Raw genomic sequence first — 13,492 nt, forward strand, 5'->3', positions numbered from 1 at the left:
CGTACTGTCGAGCGGCCTGAGCACGACTAACAGCAACGTGGCGAGCCTGTCGTCGGCAGTCAGCAATGCGGTGATGTACGACGATTCGACGCACTCGCAAGTGACGTTGAACAAGGGCGGCTCCGCAGTGAAGCTCACGAACGTGGCGAGCGGCACGAGCGCGCTGGATGCGGTCAATTTCGGGCAGTTGACTTCGTTGTCCTCGTCGGCATCGACGGGCATCAATTCGTTGTCGACCGCACTGTCGACGTCCGGCGTGGAAATGGTGACGTCGCTGTCGACCTTGGTTGCGACTGACGTCAGTTCGCTCTCCACCGGACTGAGCACGACGACCAGCACGTTGAACAGCCTGTCGACTTCGACTTCTACGGGCATCAACTCCCTGTCGACGGCGGTGAACTCGCTGTCGGCGTCGACCTCGACGGGCATTAGCTCGCTCTCAACCGGCACGAACTCGCTGTCGGCGTCGACCTCGACGGGCATGAGCTCGCTGTCGAGCGGCATGAGTTCGCTCTCGGCGTCCACTTCGACGGCCCTCAGCTCGCTGTCCACCGGCGTGAGCTCGCTGTCCACCGGCCTGAGTTCGCTGTCGACCGGCATGAACTCGCTGTCGGCGTCCACCTCGACGGGCCTCAGCTCGCTGTCCACCGGCATGAACTCGCTGTCGGGCTCGACCTCGACGGCCATCAACTCGCTGTCGGCTTCGACCTCCACGGGCCTCAGTTCGCTGTCGACGGGCATGAACTCGCTGTCGGCGTCGACCTCGACGGGCCTCAGCTCGCTGTCCACCGGCATGAGCTCGCTGTCGGCCTCGACTTCGACGGGCCTCAGCTCGCTGTCGACCGGCATGAACTCGCTGTCGGCGTCGACTTCGACCGGCCTCAGCTCGCTGTCCACCGGCATGAGTTCGCTGTCGGCCTCGACCTCGACGGCCATCAGCTCGCTGTCCACCGGCGTGAGCTCGCTGTCCACCGGCGTGAGCTCGCTCTCGACGGGCATGAACTCGCTGTCGGCCTCGACTTCGACGGGCATCAGCTCGCTCTCGACCGGGATGAACTCGCTGTCGGCGTCGACCTCGACGGGCATCAGCTCGCTCTCGACGGGCATGAACTCGCTGTCGGCGTCGGCCTCCACGGGCATCAACTCGCTGTCGATGTCGACCTCCACGGGCATCAACTCGCTGTCCACCGGCGTCAATTCGCTCTCCACCGGCGTGAGCTCGCTCTCCACGGGCATGAGCGCGCTGTCGGCCTCGACCTCCACGGCGATCAACTCGCTCTCGACGGGCGTGGCCAACGCGGTGCAGTACGACGACGCGTCGCACACGAAGGTGACCCTGGGCGGCGCCGGCGCGAGCACGCCGGTGAAGCTCACGAACGTGGCGGACGGCGCGAGCCAGTACGACGCGGTGAACTTCGGCCAGCTGAGCTCGCTGTCGGCCTCGACCTCCACGAGCCTGAATTCGCTGTCGACGGCGGTGTCGTCCTCCACGGGCAACTTCGACTCGCTCTCGACGGGAATGGCCTCGATGTCGGCCAGCGTCAGCACGGTCACGAGTTCGGTCAACAGCCTCTCGAGCTCCACCTCGACGGGCATGGACTCGCTGTCCACCGGCGTGAACTCGCTGTCCACCGGCGTGAGCTCGCTCTCCACGGGCATGAACTCGCTGTCGGCCTCGACCTCCACGGCGATCAACTCGCTGTCCACGGGCGTAAGCTCGCTCTCGACGGGCATGAACTCGCTGTCGGCATCGACCTCGACGGCGATCAACTCGCTGTCCACGGGCGTGAGCTCGCTCTCGACGGGCATGAGCTCGCTGTCGGCATCGACCTCGACGGCGATCGACTCGCTGTCCACCGGCGTGAGCTCGCTCTCGACGGGCATGAGCTCGCTGTCGGCGTCGACCTCGACTGCCATCAGCTCGCTGTCCACGGGCATGAGCTCGCTGTCGACCGGCATCAGCTCGCTGTCCACCGGCATCAGCTCGCTCTCGACGGGCGTGAGCTCGCTGTCCACGGGCATGAGCTCGCTGTCGGCTTCGACCTCCACGGCGCTCAGCTCGCTGTCCACCGGCGTGAGTTCGCTCTCCACCGGCGTGAGCTCGCTGTCCACCGGCATCAGCTCGCTGTCGACGGGTGTCAGCTCGCTGTCCACCGGCATTAGCTCGCTGTCGACGGGTGTCAGTTCGCTGTCCACCGGCATCAGCTCGCTGTCCACGGGTGTGAGTTCGCTGTCCACCGGCGTGAGCTCGCTGTCCACCGGCGTGAGTTCGCTCTCTGAGATTGACCCGCTCTGACGGACGGATTTGCAGTTAAGAATTTGTCGTGGTCCGGCCTCCGTTAAGCGTTGAGTTGCGGGTTGTCCACGGACGGGCAGCGGGTCGCTTCTCACGACCACGACGCTGCCCGTCGGTGGGCAACTCGCAGGGTGATGCAGTTTTTGTCTTCGCGCTCAGGTTTTCGAATTCGAGCGGCGAACAATAGCCGATGCTGCTATGCAGGCGGCGTACGTTGTACCAGCCTTCCAAGAAGGAGAAGATGCGCCTCCGTGCTTGTTCATGGGTCGCGAAGTGTTCGCGCGACAGGAGCTCTGCTTCAAGCGTCCCAAAGAAGGATTCGCACATCGCATTGTCGTACGCGTCGCCGGCCGTACCCATCGACGGCTGCACGCCGGCTTCGCGGCAGCGTTTTCCGAAGGCAATTGACGTGTATTGCGACCCTTGGTCGGAATGCAAAATCACGCCCTCATGACGTCGCTGCTGGATGGCCATGTCGAGCGCGCGCAACATCAGTTCGGTGTACAAGTGGTTCGACATCGCCCAGCCGACGATGCGCCGGCTGAACACATCAAGCACCACAGCCAGAAAGAGAAAGCCTTCTGTCGTCGGAATGTAGGTGGCATCTGCGACCCACAGTATGTTGGGCCCTTCAGCATTGAAGTGCCGGCGCACGAGGTCCGGTGCGCGCCGTGCCCCGGTACGCTGGCGCGTTGTCCGTGGCCAGAGCCGTCGGGTTGCTCCCCGTAGGTCCGCGATGCGCATCAGGCGCGCGACTCGTTTGCGTCCCACGTGCACTCCCTCGCGCGCAAGTTGCGCATGGATGCGCGGCGCCCCATATGTACCTCGTGAACTCGCATGCAACGTACGAATACGCGTCAGTAGCTGAGCATCGCTACGTGACCGCTTTGATGGCTCCCGCACCAGCCACGCGTAGTAGCCGCTGGTCGAGACTCCCAGCAGCCGGGCCATCGTGGCAATGGGCCAACGGGCCTGATTTGCTCTCATGAATCCGTATCCTTCGAGGACACGGCTCCTGTCTCGCGGGCGAACCAGGCTGCAGCGTGAGAGAGAATGTCGCGCTCCGTCTTCAATTGCCGATTCTCGCGGCGCAAGCGGGTTAGTTCGTGGCGCTCAGCCGTGGTCAACCCGTCCTGACGCACGCCGGCGTCAATATCCGCCTGCGCCACCCAGTTGATTATCGTCTGCGCACTCGGCTCGAACTCTCGCGCAAGCTCCTCGGGTGTTCGACCCGCCTTCACCAGCTCGACTATGTGAGCCCGGAATTCCGCCGGGTACGGTGCTCGATGCTTGCCCATTTCGGCACCCCCTTGTTCCAAAGGATAGGTGTCCGTTTTGGCGGGTCAATCTCACTCCACCGGCGTGAGCTCGCTCTCCACCGGTGTCAGCTCGCTCTCCACGGGCATGAACTCGCTGTCGGCGTCCACGTCGACCGCCATCAGTTCGCTCTCGACGGGCGTGAGCTCGCTGTCCACGGGCATCAGCTCGCTGTCCACGGGCGTGAGTTCGCTCTCCACGGGCATGAGCTCGCTGTCGGCGTCGACGTCGACCGCGATCAGCTCGCTGTCGACCGGTATGAGTTCGCTGTCGACCGGTGTGAGCTCGCTCTCGACGGCGGTCAGTTCGCTGTCCACCGGCGTGAGTTCGCTGTCCACCGGCATCAGCTCGCTGTCCACGGGCGTGAGTTCGCTGTCCACCGGCATGAACTCGTTGTCGAGCTCGACGTCGACCGCCATCACCTCGCTGTCGACCGGCGTGAGCTCGCTCTCAACAGGTGTCAGTTCGCTCTCCACGGGCATGAGCTCGCTGTCGGCCTCGACCTCGACCGCGATCAGCTCGCTGTCCACGGGCGTGAGTTCGCTGTCGACCGGTATCAGCTCGCTGTCCACGGGTGTCAGTACGCTGTCCACGGGCATGAGCTCGCTGTCGGCCTCGACCTCGACCGCGATCAGCTCGCTGTCCACCGGTGTCAGCTCGCTGTCGACGGGCATCAGTTCGCTGTCCACGGGTGTCAGCTCGCTCTCCACGGGGATGAACTCGCTGTCGGCGTCGACTTCGACGGCCATCAGCTCGCTGTCCACGGGTGTCAGCTCGCTGTCCACCGGCATTAGCTCCCTGTCCACCGGCGTGAGCTCGCTCTCCACGGGCATGAACTCGCTGTCGGCCTCGACTTCGACGGGCATCAGCTCGCTCTCCACGGGCATGAACTCGCTGTCGGCGTCGACTTCGACGGGCCTCAGCTCGCTGTCGACGGGCATGAACTCGCTGTCGGCGTCGACCTCGACGGGCATGAGCTCGCTGTCGACGGGCATGAACTCGCTGTCGGCCTCGACCTCGACGGGCATCAGTTCGCTGTCGACGGGCATGAACTCGCTGTCGGCCTCGACCTCGACGGGCCTGAGCTCGCTGTCGACGGGCATGAACTCGCTGTCGGCCTCGACTTCGACGGGCATCAGCTCGCTGTCGACGGGCATGAACTCGTTGTCGAGCTCGACCTCGACGGCGATCAACTCGCTGTCGGCCTCGACCTCGACGGGCATCAGTTCGCTCTCCACCGGCGTGAGTTCGCTCTCGACGGGCATGAACTCGCTGTCGAGCTCAACTTCGACGGGCATCGCGTCGTTGTCCACGGGTGTGAACTCGCTGTCGATGTCCACGTCCTCGGCGATCAACTCGCTCTCGACGGGCGTGGCCAACTCGGTGCAATACGATGACGCGTCGCACACGAAGGTGACGCTGGGCGGCGCCGGCTCGACGACGCCGGTGACGCTCACGAACGTGGCGGACGGCACGAGCCAGTACGACGCGGTGAACTTCGGCCAGCTGAGCTCGCTCTCGGCGTCGAGCTCGACGGGGATCAACTCGCTCTCCACGGGTCTGAGCTCGCTGTCGGTTTCGACTTCGACCGCGGTCGACTCGCTCTCCACGGGCGTGAGTTCGCTGTCGACGTCGACCTCGAGCGCGATCAGTTCGCTGTCAACGGGCGTGGATTCGCTCTCGACGGGCGTGAGCTCGCTGTCGACCTCGACTTCGAGCGCGATCAGCTCGCTGTCCACGGGTGTCGACTCGCTCTCGACGGGCGTGAGTTCGCTGTCCACGGGCATCAGCTCGCTCTCGACGGGCGTGAGCTCGCTGTCGACCTCGACCTCGAGCGCAATCAGCTCGCTGTCCACGGGTGTCGACTCGCTCTCGACGGGCGTGAGTTCGCTCTCCACGGGCATCAGCTCGCTCTCGACGGGCATGAGCTCGCTGTCGACCTCGACTTCGAGCGCGATCAGCTCGCTGTCGACCGGTGTCGACTCGCTCTCGACGGGCGTGAGCTCGCTCTCCACCGGCATGAGCTCGCTGTCGACCTCGACCTCCACGGCGATCAGCTCGCTGTCGACGGGTGTGGATTCGCTCTCGACGGGCGTGAGCTCGCTGTCCACGTCGTCGTCCACGGCGATTAGCTCGCTGTCGACGGGCATGAGCTCGCTGTCGACCTCGACTTCGACGGCGATCAACTCGCTGTCCACGGGTGTGGATTCGCTCTCGACGGGCATCAGCTCGCTGTCGACGTCGTCCTCGACGGCGATCAGCTCGCTGTCCACGGGTGTGAGTTCGCTCTCGACGGGCATGAGCTCGCTGTCGAGCTCCACTTCGACGGGCATCAGCTCGCTGTCCACGGGTGTGAGTTCGCTCTCCACGGGCATCAGTTCGCTCTCCACGGGCATGAGCTCGCTGTCGACCTCGACTTCGACGGCGATCAGCTCGCTGTCGACCGGTGTGGATTCGCTGTCCACCGGCATGAGCTCGCTGTCGACTTCGACTTCGAGCGCGATCAGCTCGCTGTCGACCGGTGTGGATTCGCTCTCGACGGGCATCAGCTCGCTGTCGACCTCGTCGTCGACGGCCGTTAGCTCGCTGTCCACGGGCATGAGCTCGCTGTCCACCTCGACCTCGACGGCGATCACGTCGCTGTCCACGGGTGTGGATTCGCTCTCGACGGGCATCAGCTCGCTGTCCACGTCGTCTTCGACCGCGATCTCGTCGTTGTCGACGGGGGTCAGCTCGCTGTCCACCGGCATCAGCTCGCTGTCGACGGGTATCTCGTCGCTGTCGACCGGATTCGATTCCCTGTCCACGTCCATCTCGACCGGCATGGATTCCATGTCGACGAGCGTGAGCTCCATATCGACCAGCATCGACTCGATGTCGACCACGGTCAGCACCGCGATGAGCGATGTCACGAGCATCTCCACGGCGGTCAGTACCGCGGTGAACGGCGGCGGCATGAAGTACTTCCATGCCAACTCGGTCCTCATCGATTCGTCGGCAACGGGTAAGAACTCGATCGCGATCGGCGGCAACGCTTCGGCGACGGCCGACAATTCGGTGGCGCTCGCGACGAATGCCGTGGCGGATCAGGCGAACACGGTGTCCTTCGGCAACAGCACGGACAAGCTGCGCATCACGCATATCGCGGACGGTATCGCCAGCGACGACGTTGCAACGGTCGGTCAGTTGAAGGAGTCTGGCCTGTACGACGGCGGCAACACGGCGACGAAGGCTGCAGTCACGTTCGACACCGACGCCAATGGCAACAACGACTACGGCAACATCACGCTCGGTGGCACCAACGGCACGCAGATCCACAACGTGCAGGACGGCGTCGCTCCGACGGACCTGGCCAACAAGGAGCAGTTGGACGCTCTGGCCGCGTCCATCACGAACGTGACGGCAAACGCCAATCCGCTGTTCGCAGCGGACGGAGACCGGACGACGGAAGCTGCCATCGCGAGCGGTCCGCATGCAACGGCAGCCGGTGCGAACGCACAGGCAACCGGCATGAGTACCGCCGCATATGGTGCGAGCTCCCTTGCCAGCGGCAACTACGCCACGGCGATCGGTGCGAACAGCCAGGCAACGGCGGACAATTCCGTCGCGCTCGGCGCGAGTTCGGTCGCGGATCGTGCGCAGACGGTGTCGGTCGGTTCGGCTGGAAGCGAGCGTCAGATCACGAACGTGGCTGCGGGTACGCAAGACACGGACATGGTCAACGTCAAGCAGTTGGACGATAGCGTGGCGCAAGCCAACAGCTATACCGACAGCGTGGTCGGCGGCATGCAGAACCAGGTGAACAACGTTGGCCGCAACGCCTACTCGGGCATCGCCGCAGCCACGGCGTTGGCGATGGTTCCCAACATCGATCAGGACAAGAAGATGTCCGTCGGTGTCGGCGGGGCGTCGTACCAAGGCTATGCTGCCGCGGCCGTTGCGCTGAACCTGCGCGTCACTCAGAACCTCGTGCTGAAGGCTGGCGCGGGTACGAGCCGCAACGGAACGGTGTATAGCGCGAACGCATCGTATCGCTGGTAAGCATCACGTCTGAAGAAGCATTGTGAATGCCCGGGAGATCGCGATGTCGTGCGATCACCCGGGCGACACGGAGCCACTTCGTATTAACCTGGCAAAACACAGATGTCCAAACTTCTTATCTCAGCGCTTCTGCTGGCCGGCGTGCTCTCAGCGTGCGCGACGGACACGGACATGACTTACACCGCCCGCAAGGTGAACATCGCAGGGCAGGCCGATGCCTACCGCGTCACCTGTTCCGGTGTCTTCGAATCGCAAAAGTCCTGCATGGCAGCTGCCGCGCGGATTTGCAAGGAGGAGCAAGTCGTCATGACGCAAGCGATCGACGGCGCTCCGGTCGATCAAGGCCGAAGCAACCCACGCGAAATCACTTTCAGTTGCGCTGCGGCAGCGCCGCCCAAGCCGGCCGCTTGATCGCGCGACCGATTCACCCCGAAACCGACGCTCATCCGAGCGTCGGTTTTTTTATTTGCGCGCGCGCAATTCGGACGGCGCACGCATCGCACAGTCCATTGCGCGTTCAACGACACCTTCGCGGCTTGCCAGTAGAATTCGGATTTCTCCGCGCCGTGTGCGCGCTTGCCGGACATTGCCAGGAAGAGGGGCAGCGGCGGCAAACGCACGCATAGCGCAAATAATCTCAACAAAATCAAAGGAGGCGTTATGCCAGCCGTCCACGGGAGCATGTTGCTGCTCTACGCGGTGATCGCGATCGCGGTTCTGATCCTGATGATCGCCCGCTTCAAGGTTTACCCGTTTCTCGTTCTGATGATCGTATCCGTGCTGCTGGCGCTCGCCGTCGGCATGCCGATGGACAAGATCGTCAAGGCGTTCGAAACCGGCAATGGCAACACGCTCGGGCATATCGCGGTGGTCGTCGGCCTCGGCACCATGCTCGGCAAGATGATGGCGGAATCGGGCGGGGCCGAGCGCATCGCCAATACGCTGATCAATCTGTTCGGCGAGAAAAACATCCACTGGGCGATGATGGTCGTCGCGATCATCGTCGGTTTGCCGGTGTTCTTCGAAGTCGGCTTCGTGCTGCTGATTCCGATTGCTTTCAACGTCGCAAGGCGAACCGGCAAGTCGCTGCTGCTCATCGGTCTGCCGATGGTCGCCGGCTTGTCCGTGGTCCACGGCCTCGTTCCGCCGCACCCCGCCGCGCTGCTCGCGGTTCAGGCGTACCACGCGGATATCGGCAAGACGATCGCGTATGGTCTGATCGTCGGGATTCCGACTGCCATCGTCGCCGGCCCGCTGTTCGCGCTGCTGATTCACAAGCACATCAAGCTGCCGGATACCAACGCGCTCGCCGATCAATTCGTCGAAAAGCACGGCGAGAGCAAGAAGCGCGAGCTGCCGGGCTTCGGCATCACCCTCTTCACGATTCTGCTGCCGGTCATTCTCATGCTCGTCGGAAGCTGGGCGGATCTCGTGTTCACGCCCAAGACGCTGCCGAACGACCTGCTGCGCTTCGTCGGTCAGTCCGATATCGCGCTCCTGATTGCCGTGCTCGTCAGTTTCTGGACGTTCGGCGCGGCGCGCGGTTTCAATCGCGAGCAGATTCAGAAGTTCTGCGGCGAGTGTCTCGCGCCGATCGCCGGTATCACGCTGATCGTCGGTGCGGGCGGCGGTTTCGGCCAGGTGTTGCGCGATAGCGGCATTTCTCAGCAGATCGTCGCCACCGCTTCGCAGGCGAGCCTGTCGCCGCTTCTGCTCGGCTGGTTCGTGGCCGCGCTGATCCGCCTTGCCACGGGTTCGGCGACCGTCGCGATGACGACCGCCTGCGGCATCGTCGCGCCGATCGCGAGCGCCGCCGGCGGGCATGTCAGCCCGGAATTGCTGGTGCTCGCGACCGGATCGGGTTCTCTGATTTTCTCGCACGTGAACGATGGCGGTTTCTGGCTGATCAAAGAGTATTTCGGCATGACGGTCGGCCAGACGTTCAAGACCTGGTCATTGTGCGAGACCATCATTTCCCTGATGGGCCTCGGATTGACCTTCGCACTCGCGGCGGTCGTGTAAGGAGCTTTCGATGATTCTGATCGCGATGGGCGTGTCGGGCGCCGGAAAGTCCCGAATCGGTGAATTGCTGGCGGAACGCCTGCATTGCTCGTTCACGGACGGCGACGCCTTCCACAGCGCCGCCAACAAGGAGAAGATGCACCACGGCATTCCGCTGACCGACGAGGACCGCAGGCCGTGGCTCCAGACGATTCGCGCGGCTATCGAAGAGAAGCAGCGCGCCGGCGAGACGGCGGTTTTCACGTGTTCGTCGCTCAAGCGTTCTTACCGCGACGTGCTGCGCGACGGCGACAGCGACGTGTGCTTCGTTTATCTGCACGGCACGTTGGAGACGCTGAGCGAGCGGCTGCAGACGCGCACCGGCCATTTCTTCGATCCGTCGCTGCTGCAAAGCCAGCTCGACACGCTCGAGGAACCGGGCGAGGACGAGGCGATCAGCGAGAGCATCGAACTGTCGCCCGAGCAGATCGTCGATAACGTGATCGAGAAGCTGAAGACGCGCTGAATCCGCGCGAACCAAAGCAAAAGCCCCACGTTCGGCAGAACGTGGGGCTTCTCTATTTGCGGCGCGGCAGCGGCAGCGGACCTTATATGATCGTCAGGCGATCCGCTTCGCCAATTCCACCGCCTTGCCGATATACGACCCGGGCGTCATATCGAGCAGCAACTGCTTCGCGTCGGCGGGAATCGCCAGGCCGCCGATGAACGCCTGCAATGCTTCGCGCGTGATGCCCTTGCCGCGCGTCAGTTCCTTCAGCTGTTCGTAAGGATTCTCGATGCCGTACCGGCGCATCACCGTCTGCACCGGCTCGGCCAGCACTTCCCAGCAGTTGTCGAGGTCTTCGTTCAGGCGCGCGGCGTTGACTTCGAGCTTGTCGAGGCCGCGGATGAGCGCGTCGTAAGCAAGCAGCGAATAGCCGAACGCGACGCCGATGTTGCGCAGCACCGTCGAGTCGGTCAGGTCGCGCTGCCAGCGCGAAATCGGCAGCTTGTCCGAAAGATGGCGCAGCGTCGCGTTCGCGAGACCGAGATTGCCTTCCGAGTTCTCGAAGTCGATCGGATTGACCTTGTGCGGCATCGTCGACGAGCCGATCTCGCCGGCCTTCGTGCGCTGCTTGAAGTAGCCGAGCGAAATGTAGCCCCACACGTCGCGGTCGAGGTCGAGCAGGATCGTATTCGCGCGCGCGACGGCGTCGAACAGTTCGGCCATGTAATCGTGCGGCTCGATCTGGATCGTGTACGGGTTGAACGTGAGCTTGAGCCGGTTCTCGACGACATCCTTCGAAAACGCTTCCCAGTCGAAGTCCGGATAAGCGGACAGATGCGCGTTGTAGTTGCCGACCGCGCCGTTCATCTTGCCGAGCAGCGGCACATGCGCGATGCGCTCGATCGCTCGCGACAGACGCGCGGCGACGTTGGCGATTTCCTTGCCGAGCGTGGTTGGGCTGGCGGGCTGGCCGTGCGTGCGCGAGAGCATCGGCTGCTCGGCGTGGATATGCGCGAGCTTGACCAGACGTTCATGCACCGAGCGCAGCGCGGGGACGATCACGCGATCACGCGCGCCGGCAAGCATCAGGCCGTGCGACGTGTTGTTGATGTCCTCGGACGTGCACGCGAAATGGATGAACTCGCTCGCGCGCTCCAGTTCCGGCTGGCCTTTCACCGATTCCTTCAGCCAGTATTCGACCGCCTTCACGTCATGATTCGTGACGCGCTCGATGTCCTTGATGCGCGCCGCGTCGTGCGCGGTGAAGCGTTCGGCGAGGTCGAGCAGAAACTTCTCGGACGCGTCGGAAAAGCGCGGCACTTCGGCGAAACCCGCGCGCGACAACGCGATCAGCCAGTGAATTTCGACCGTCACGCGATGGCGCATGAAAGCCGCTTCGGAAAGCCAGTCACGCAGGGCTTCGGTCTTGGCGGCGTAGCGGCCGTCGAGCGGCGAAAGCGCGGTCAGCGCAAAGAGGGAATCGGGACGGGTATCGGACATGATGGCGTGTCGGCAGCGGCTTGCGGCTGGGAGGAAAAGACGGAAGAACCGCGCATTTTACCATCGGATGTCTCTCATTCCGGGGCGCTCAGCGCCTTCGCAGTTCTTCGTCGAGCGCGTGAAGCTGGGCGGGCGTGCCGACGTTTTCCCATCGGCCTTCGAACAGTTCGCCGCTCGCGCGCCCATCGGCGATAGTTTCGCGATAGTACGGCGTCAGCGCGCGGCGCGTGCCGGGCGTGAGATCGCGGAACATGCGCGTGTCGTAGACCCCGATGTTGCCGAACGTGCAGCGCGGCGCGCCGTCGAGCGAGAGCTTGCCGTCGATGAGCGCGAAATCGCCCGCCGGATGAAAGGGCGGATTCGGCGTCATCACAAGATGCATGCCGGGAACGTCGCGCAGCGCGAGCGCTTCTGCGTGCGTGCGCAGCGTGGCGTAGTCGAAGTCGCAGAACACGTCGCCGCTCACCGCGACGAACACGCCGCTGCCGATCATCGGAAGCGCCTGCGCGATGCCGCCCGCCGTCTCCAGCGCTTCGGTTTCCGGCGAGAAGCGCAACTCGACGCCCCAGCGCGAGCCGTCGCCGAGCGCCGCTTCGATCTGCGCGCCGAGCCAGGCGTGATTGATGACGATACGTTCGATGCCCGCCGCCGCGAGACGCTCGATCTGCCAGACGATCAGCGGCTTGCCGCCCGCTTCGAGTAGCGGTTTGGGGCATGTATCGGTGAGCGGGCGCATGCGTTCGCCGCGGCCGGCGGCGAAGATCATCGCCGTTTTGAGAGCGCGCATCGACGTGAGCCTAGAACGTATAGCCGACTTCGATCGCGCGGCCTTCGAGCGAATCGAGCAGGCGCGCGAACGGCCACAGCGGGGCGTAACGCTCCGCGACCTTGCGCGCGTAGCCGATGAAACGCGGCAGATCCGCGAGGTAACGCGGCTTGCCGTCGCGATAATGGATGCGCGCAAAAAGCCCCAGCACCTTGATGTGCCGCTGCAGGCCCATCCATTCGAGCTGGCGGTAGAACTCGCCGAAATCGGGATCGACGGGAAGCCCGGCTTTTTTCGCGCGCTCCCAGTAATACGCGATGCAGTCGAGCTGGAACTCTTCGTCCCAGCTGATGAACGCATCGCGCACGAGCGAGGCCATGTCGTAAGTGATCGGGCCGTACACCGCGTCCTGAAAATCGAGCACGCCGGGATTCGGCTCCGACACCATCAAATTGCGCGGCATGTAATCGCGCAGCATGAAGGTTTGCGGCTGCGCGAGCGCGCTTTCGGCGAGCAGCGCGAAGGTGTCGTCGAGCGTCTTGCGCTCTTCCTCCGTCACTTCGCGGCCCAGATGCCGGCCGATGAACCATTCGGGCATCAGCTCCATCTCGCGGCGCAGGAACGCTTCGTCGAACGGCGGCAGCACGCCTTCGCGCGCGGTCTGCTGAAAGCGGATCAACGTGTCGATGGCCGCGCGCATCAGCGGCCGCGCGTTCTTCTCGTCGAGCACGGACATGTACGTGGTCGTGCCGAGATCGGTGACGAGCATGAAGCCGGCGTCGAAATCCGTTTCCAGAATCTTCGGCACATGCACGCTCGCCGCTTCGAGCAATTCCGCGACCTGCACGAACTCGCGGCATTTTTCGGGCGGCGGCGCATCGACCGCGATCAGCGTGTTGCCGTAGTCCGACTCGCAATCGAGACGGAAATAGCGGCGAAAACTGGCATCGGCGGAGGCGGGGGCGAGGCTCGCGACATTCAGCCGATAACGCGCGGCGAAAGTCTCAAGCCAGGAACGGAGTTGGTCGAAGCGGGCGTCGGCGGGAATGTGCGTCATAAATTC

General features: G+C 63.9%; 9 protein-coding genes and 2 pseudogenes. 6 read left to right on the plus strand and 5 right to left on the minus strand.

The window, feature by feature from the left end; all coding sequences use genetic code 11:
- The first annotated feature begins 73 nt into the window (after window positions 1-73).
- Window positions 74-2,296 (plus strand): beta strand repeat-containing protein, encoded by a 2,223-nt coding sequence (locus tag LDZ27_RS28970; protein WP_370653385.1) that lies wholly within the window; start codon window positions 74-76, stop codon window positions 2,294-2,296.
- Between the two features lie 162 nt (window positions 2,297-2,458).
- Here the strand turns inward: LDZ27_RS28970 and LDZ27_RS02860 are convergent.
- Both LDZ27_RS02860 and LDZ27_RS28975 read right to left on the minus strand, forming a co-directional pair.
- Window positions 2,459-3,594 (minus strand): annotated as a pseudogene (locus LDZ27_RS02860) (IS3 family transposase); the annotation flags it as partial.
- Between the two features lie 51 nt (window positions 3,595-3,645).
- The gene (locus LDZ27_RS28975; RefSeq protein ID WP_370653350.1) at window positions 3,646-4,968 is read right to left on the minus strand and encodes a hypothetical protein; all 1,323 of its coding nucleotides are present in this window, start codon (window positions 4,966-4,968) and stop codon (window positions 3,646-3,648) included.
- On the opposite strand from LDZ27_RS28975, the pseudogene LDZ27_RS28980 reads away from it, so the two are divergent.
- The 5 genes and pseudogenes from LDZ27_RS28980 to LDZ27_RS02885 form a co-directional block, all read left to right on the plus strand.
- Window positions 4,946-5,128 (plus strand): annotated as a pseudogene (locus LDZ27_RS28980) (hypothetical protein); the annotation flags it as partial. The gene LDZ27_RS28975 and the pseudogene LDZ27_RS28980 overlap by 23 nt on opposite strands.
- A 1,440-nt stretch (window positions 5,129-6,568) precedes the next feature.
- Window positions 6,569-7,654, plus strand: a complete 1,086-nt coding sequence (locus LDZ27_RS02870) for a YadA-like family protein (RefSeq protein WP_244815239.1) — start codon at window positions 6,569-6,571, stop codon at window positions 7,652-7,654.
- 171 nt (window positions 7,655-7,825) lie between these two features.
- Complete coding sequence (locus LDZ27_RS02875) at window positions 7,826-8,065, plus strand: hypothetical protein (protein WP_244815240.1); 240 nt, start codon at window positions 7,826-7,828, stop codon at window positions 8,063-8,065.
- Between the two features lie 249 nt (window positions 8,066-8,314).
- Window positions 8,315-9,676: a GntP family permease gene (locus LDZ27_RS02880; RefSeq protein WP_244815241.1), complete on the plus strand. Its 1,362-nt coding sequence runs from the start codon at window positions 8,315-8,317 to the stop codon at window positions 9,674-9,676.
- Window positions 9,677-9,686: 10 nt separating this feature from the next.
- Window positions 9,687-10,181: a gluconokinase gene (locus tag LDZ27_RS02885; protein ID WP_244815242.1), complete on the plus strand. Its 495-nt coding sequence runs from the start codon at window positions 9,687-9,689 to the stop codon at window positions 10,179-10,181.
- Between the two features lie 93 nt (window positions 10,182-10,274).
- On the opposite strand, the gene purB is transcribed toward LDZ27_RS02885, so the two are convergent.
- The 3 genes from purB to LDZ27_RS02900 all read right to left on the minus strand — a co-directional run bounded on the left by purB (window position 10,275) and on the right by LDZ27_RS02900 (window position 13,486).
- Window positions 10,275-11,663, minus strand: a complete 1,389-nt coding sequence (gene purB / locus LDZ27_RS02890; RefSeq protein WP_244815243.1) for an adenylosuccinate lyase — start codon at window positions 11,661-11,663, stop codon at window positions 10,275-10,277.
- An 88-nt stretch (window positions 11,664-11,751) separates the two neighbouring features.
- On the minus strand, window positions 11,752-12,450 hold the full coding sequence (murU, locus tag LDZ27_RS02895; protein ID WP_244815244.1) for an N-acetylmuramate alpha-1-phosphate uridylyltransferase MurU: 699 nt from the start codon (window positions 12,448-12,450) through the stop codon (window positions 11,752-11,754).
- 10 nt (window positions 12,451-12,460) lie between these two features.
- The gene (locus LDZ27_RS02900) at window positions 12,461-13,486 is read right to left on the minus strand and encodes an aminoglycoside phosphotransferase family protein (protein ID WP_244815245.1); all 1,026 of its coding nucleotides are present in this window, start codon (window positions 13,484-13,486) and stop codon (window positions 12,461-12,463) included.
- Window positions 13,487-13,492: the final 6 nt, after the last annotated feature.

Source organism: Caballeronia sp. Lep1P3, from assembly GCF_022879595.1.
Lineage (GTDB): Bacteria > Pseudomonadota > Gammaproteobacteria > Burkholderiales > Burkholderiaceae > Caballeronia.

What these genes read in the sequence shown, in the direction of transcription:
- LDZ27_RS02880 (WP_244815241.1), top strand. Translation starts at nt 8,315, where the DNA reads ATGCCAGCCGTCCACGGGAGCATGTTGCTGCTCTACGCGGTGATCGCG.
- LDZ27_RS02875 (WP_244815240.1), top strand. Translation starts at nt 7,826, where the DNA reads ATGACTTACACCGCCCGCAAGGTGAACATCGCAGGGCAGGCCGATGCC.
- murU (WP_244815244.1), bottom strand. Translation starts at nt 12,450, where the DNA reads ATGCGCGCTCTCAAAACGGCGATGATCTTCGCCGCCGGCCGCGGCGAA.
- LDZ27_RS02900 (WP_244815245.1), bottom strand. Translation starts at nt 13,486, where the DNA reads ATGACGCACATTCCCGCCGACGCCCGCTTCGACCAACTCCGTTCCTGG.
- LDZ27_RS02870 (WP_244815239.1), top strand. Translation starts at nt 6,569, where the DNA reads ATGAAGTACTTCCATGCCAACTCGGTCCTCATCGATTCGTCGGCAACG.
- LDZ27_RS02885 (WP_244815242.1), top strand. Translation starts at nt 9,687, where the DNA reads ATGATTCTGATCGCGATGGGCGTGTCGGGCGCCGGAAAGTCCCGAATC.
- purB (WP_244815243.1), bottom strand. Translation starts at nt 11,663, where the DNA reads ATGTCCGATACCCGTCCCGATTCCCTCTTTGCGCTGACCGCGCTTTCG.
- LDZ27_RS28970 (WP_370653385.1), top strand. Translation starts at nt 74, where the DNA reads ATGTACGACGATTCGACGCACTCGCAAGTGACGTTGAACAAGGGCGGC.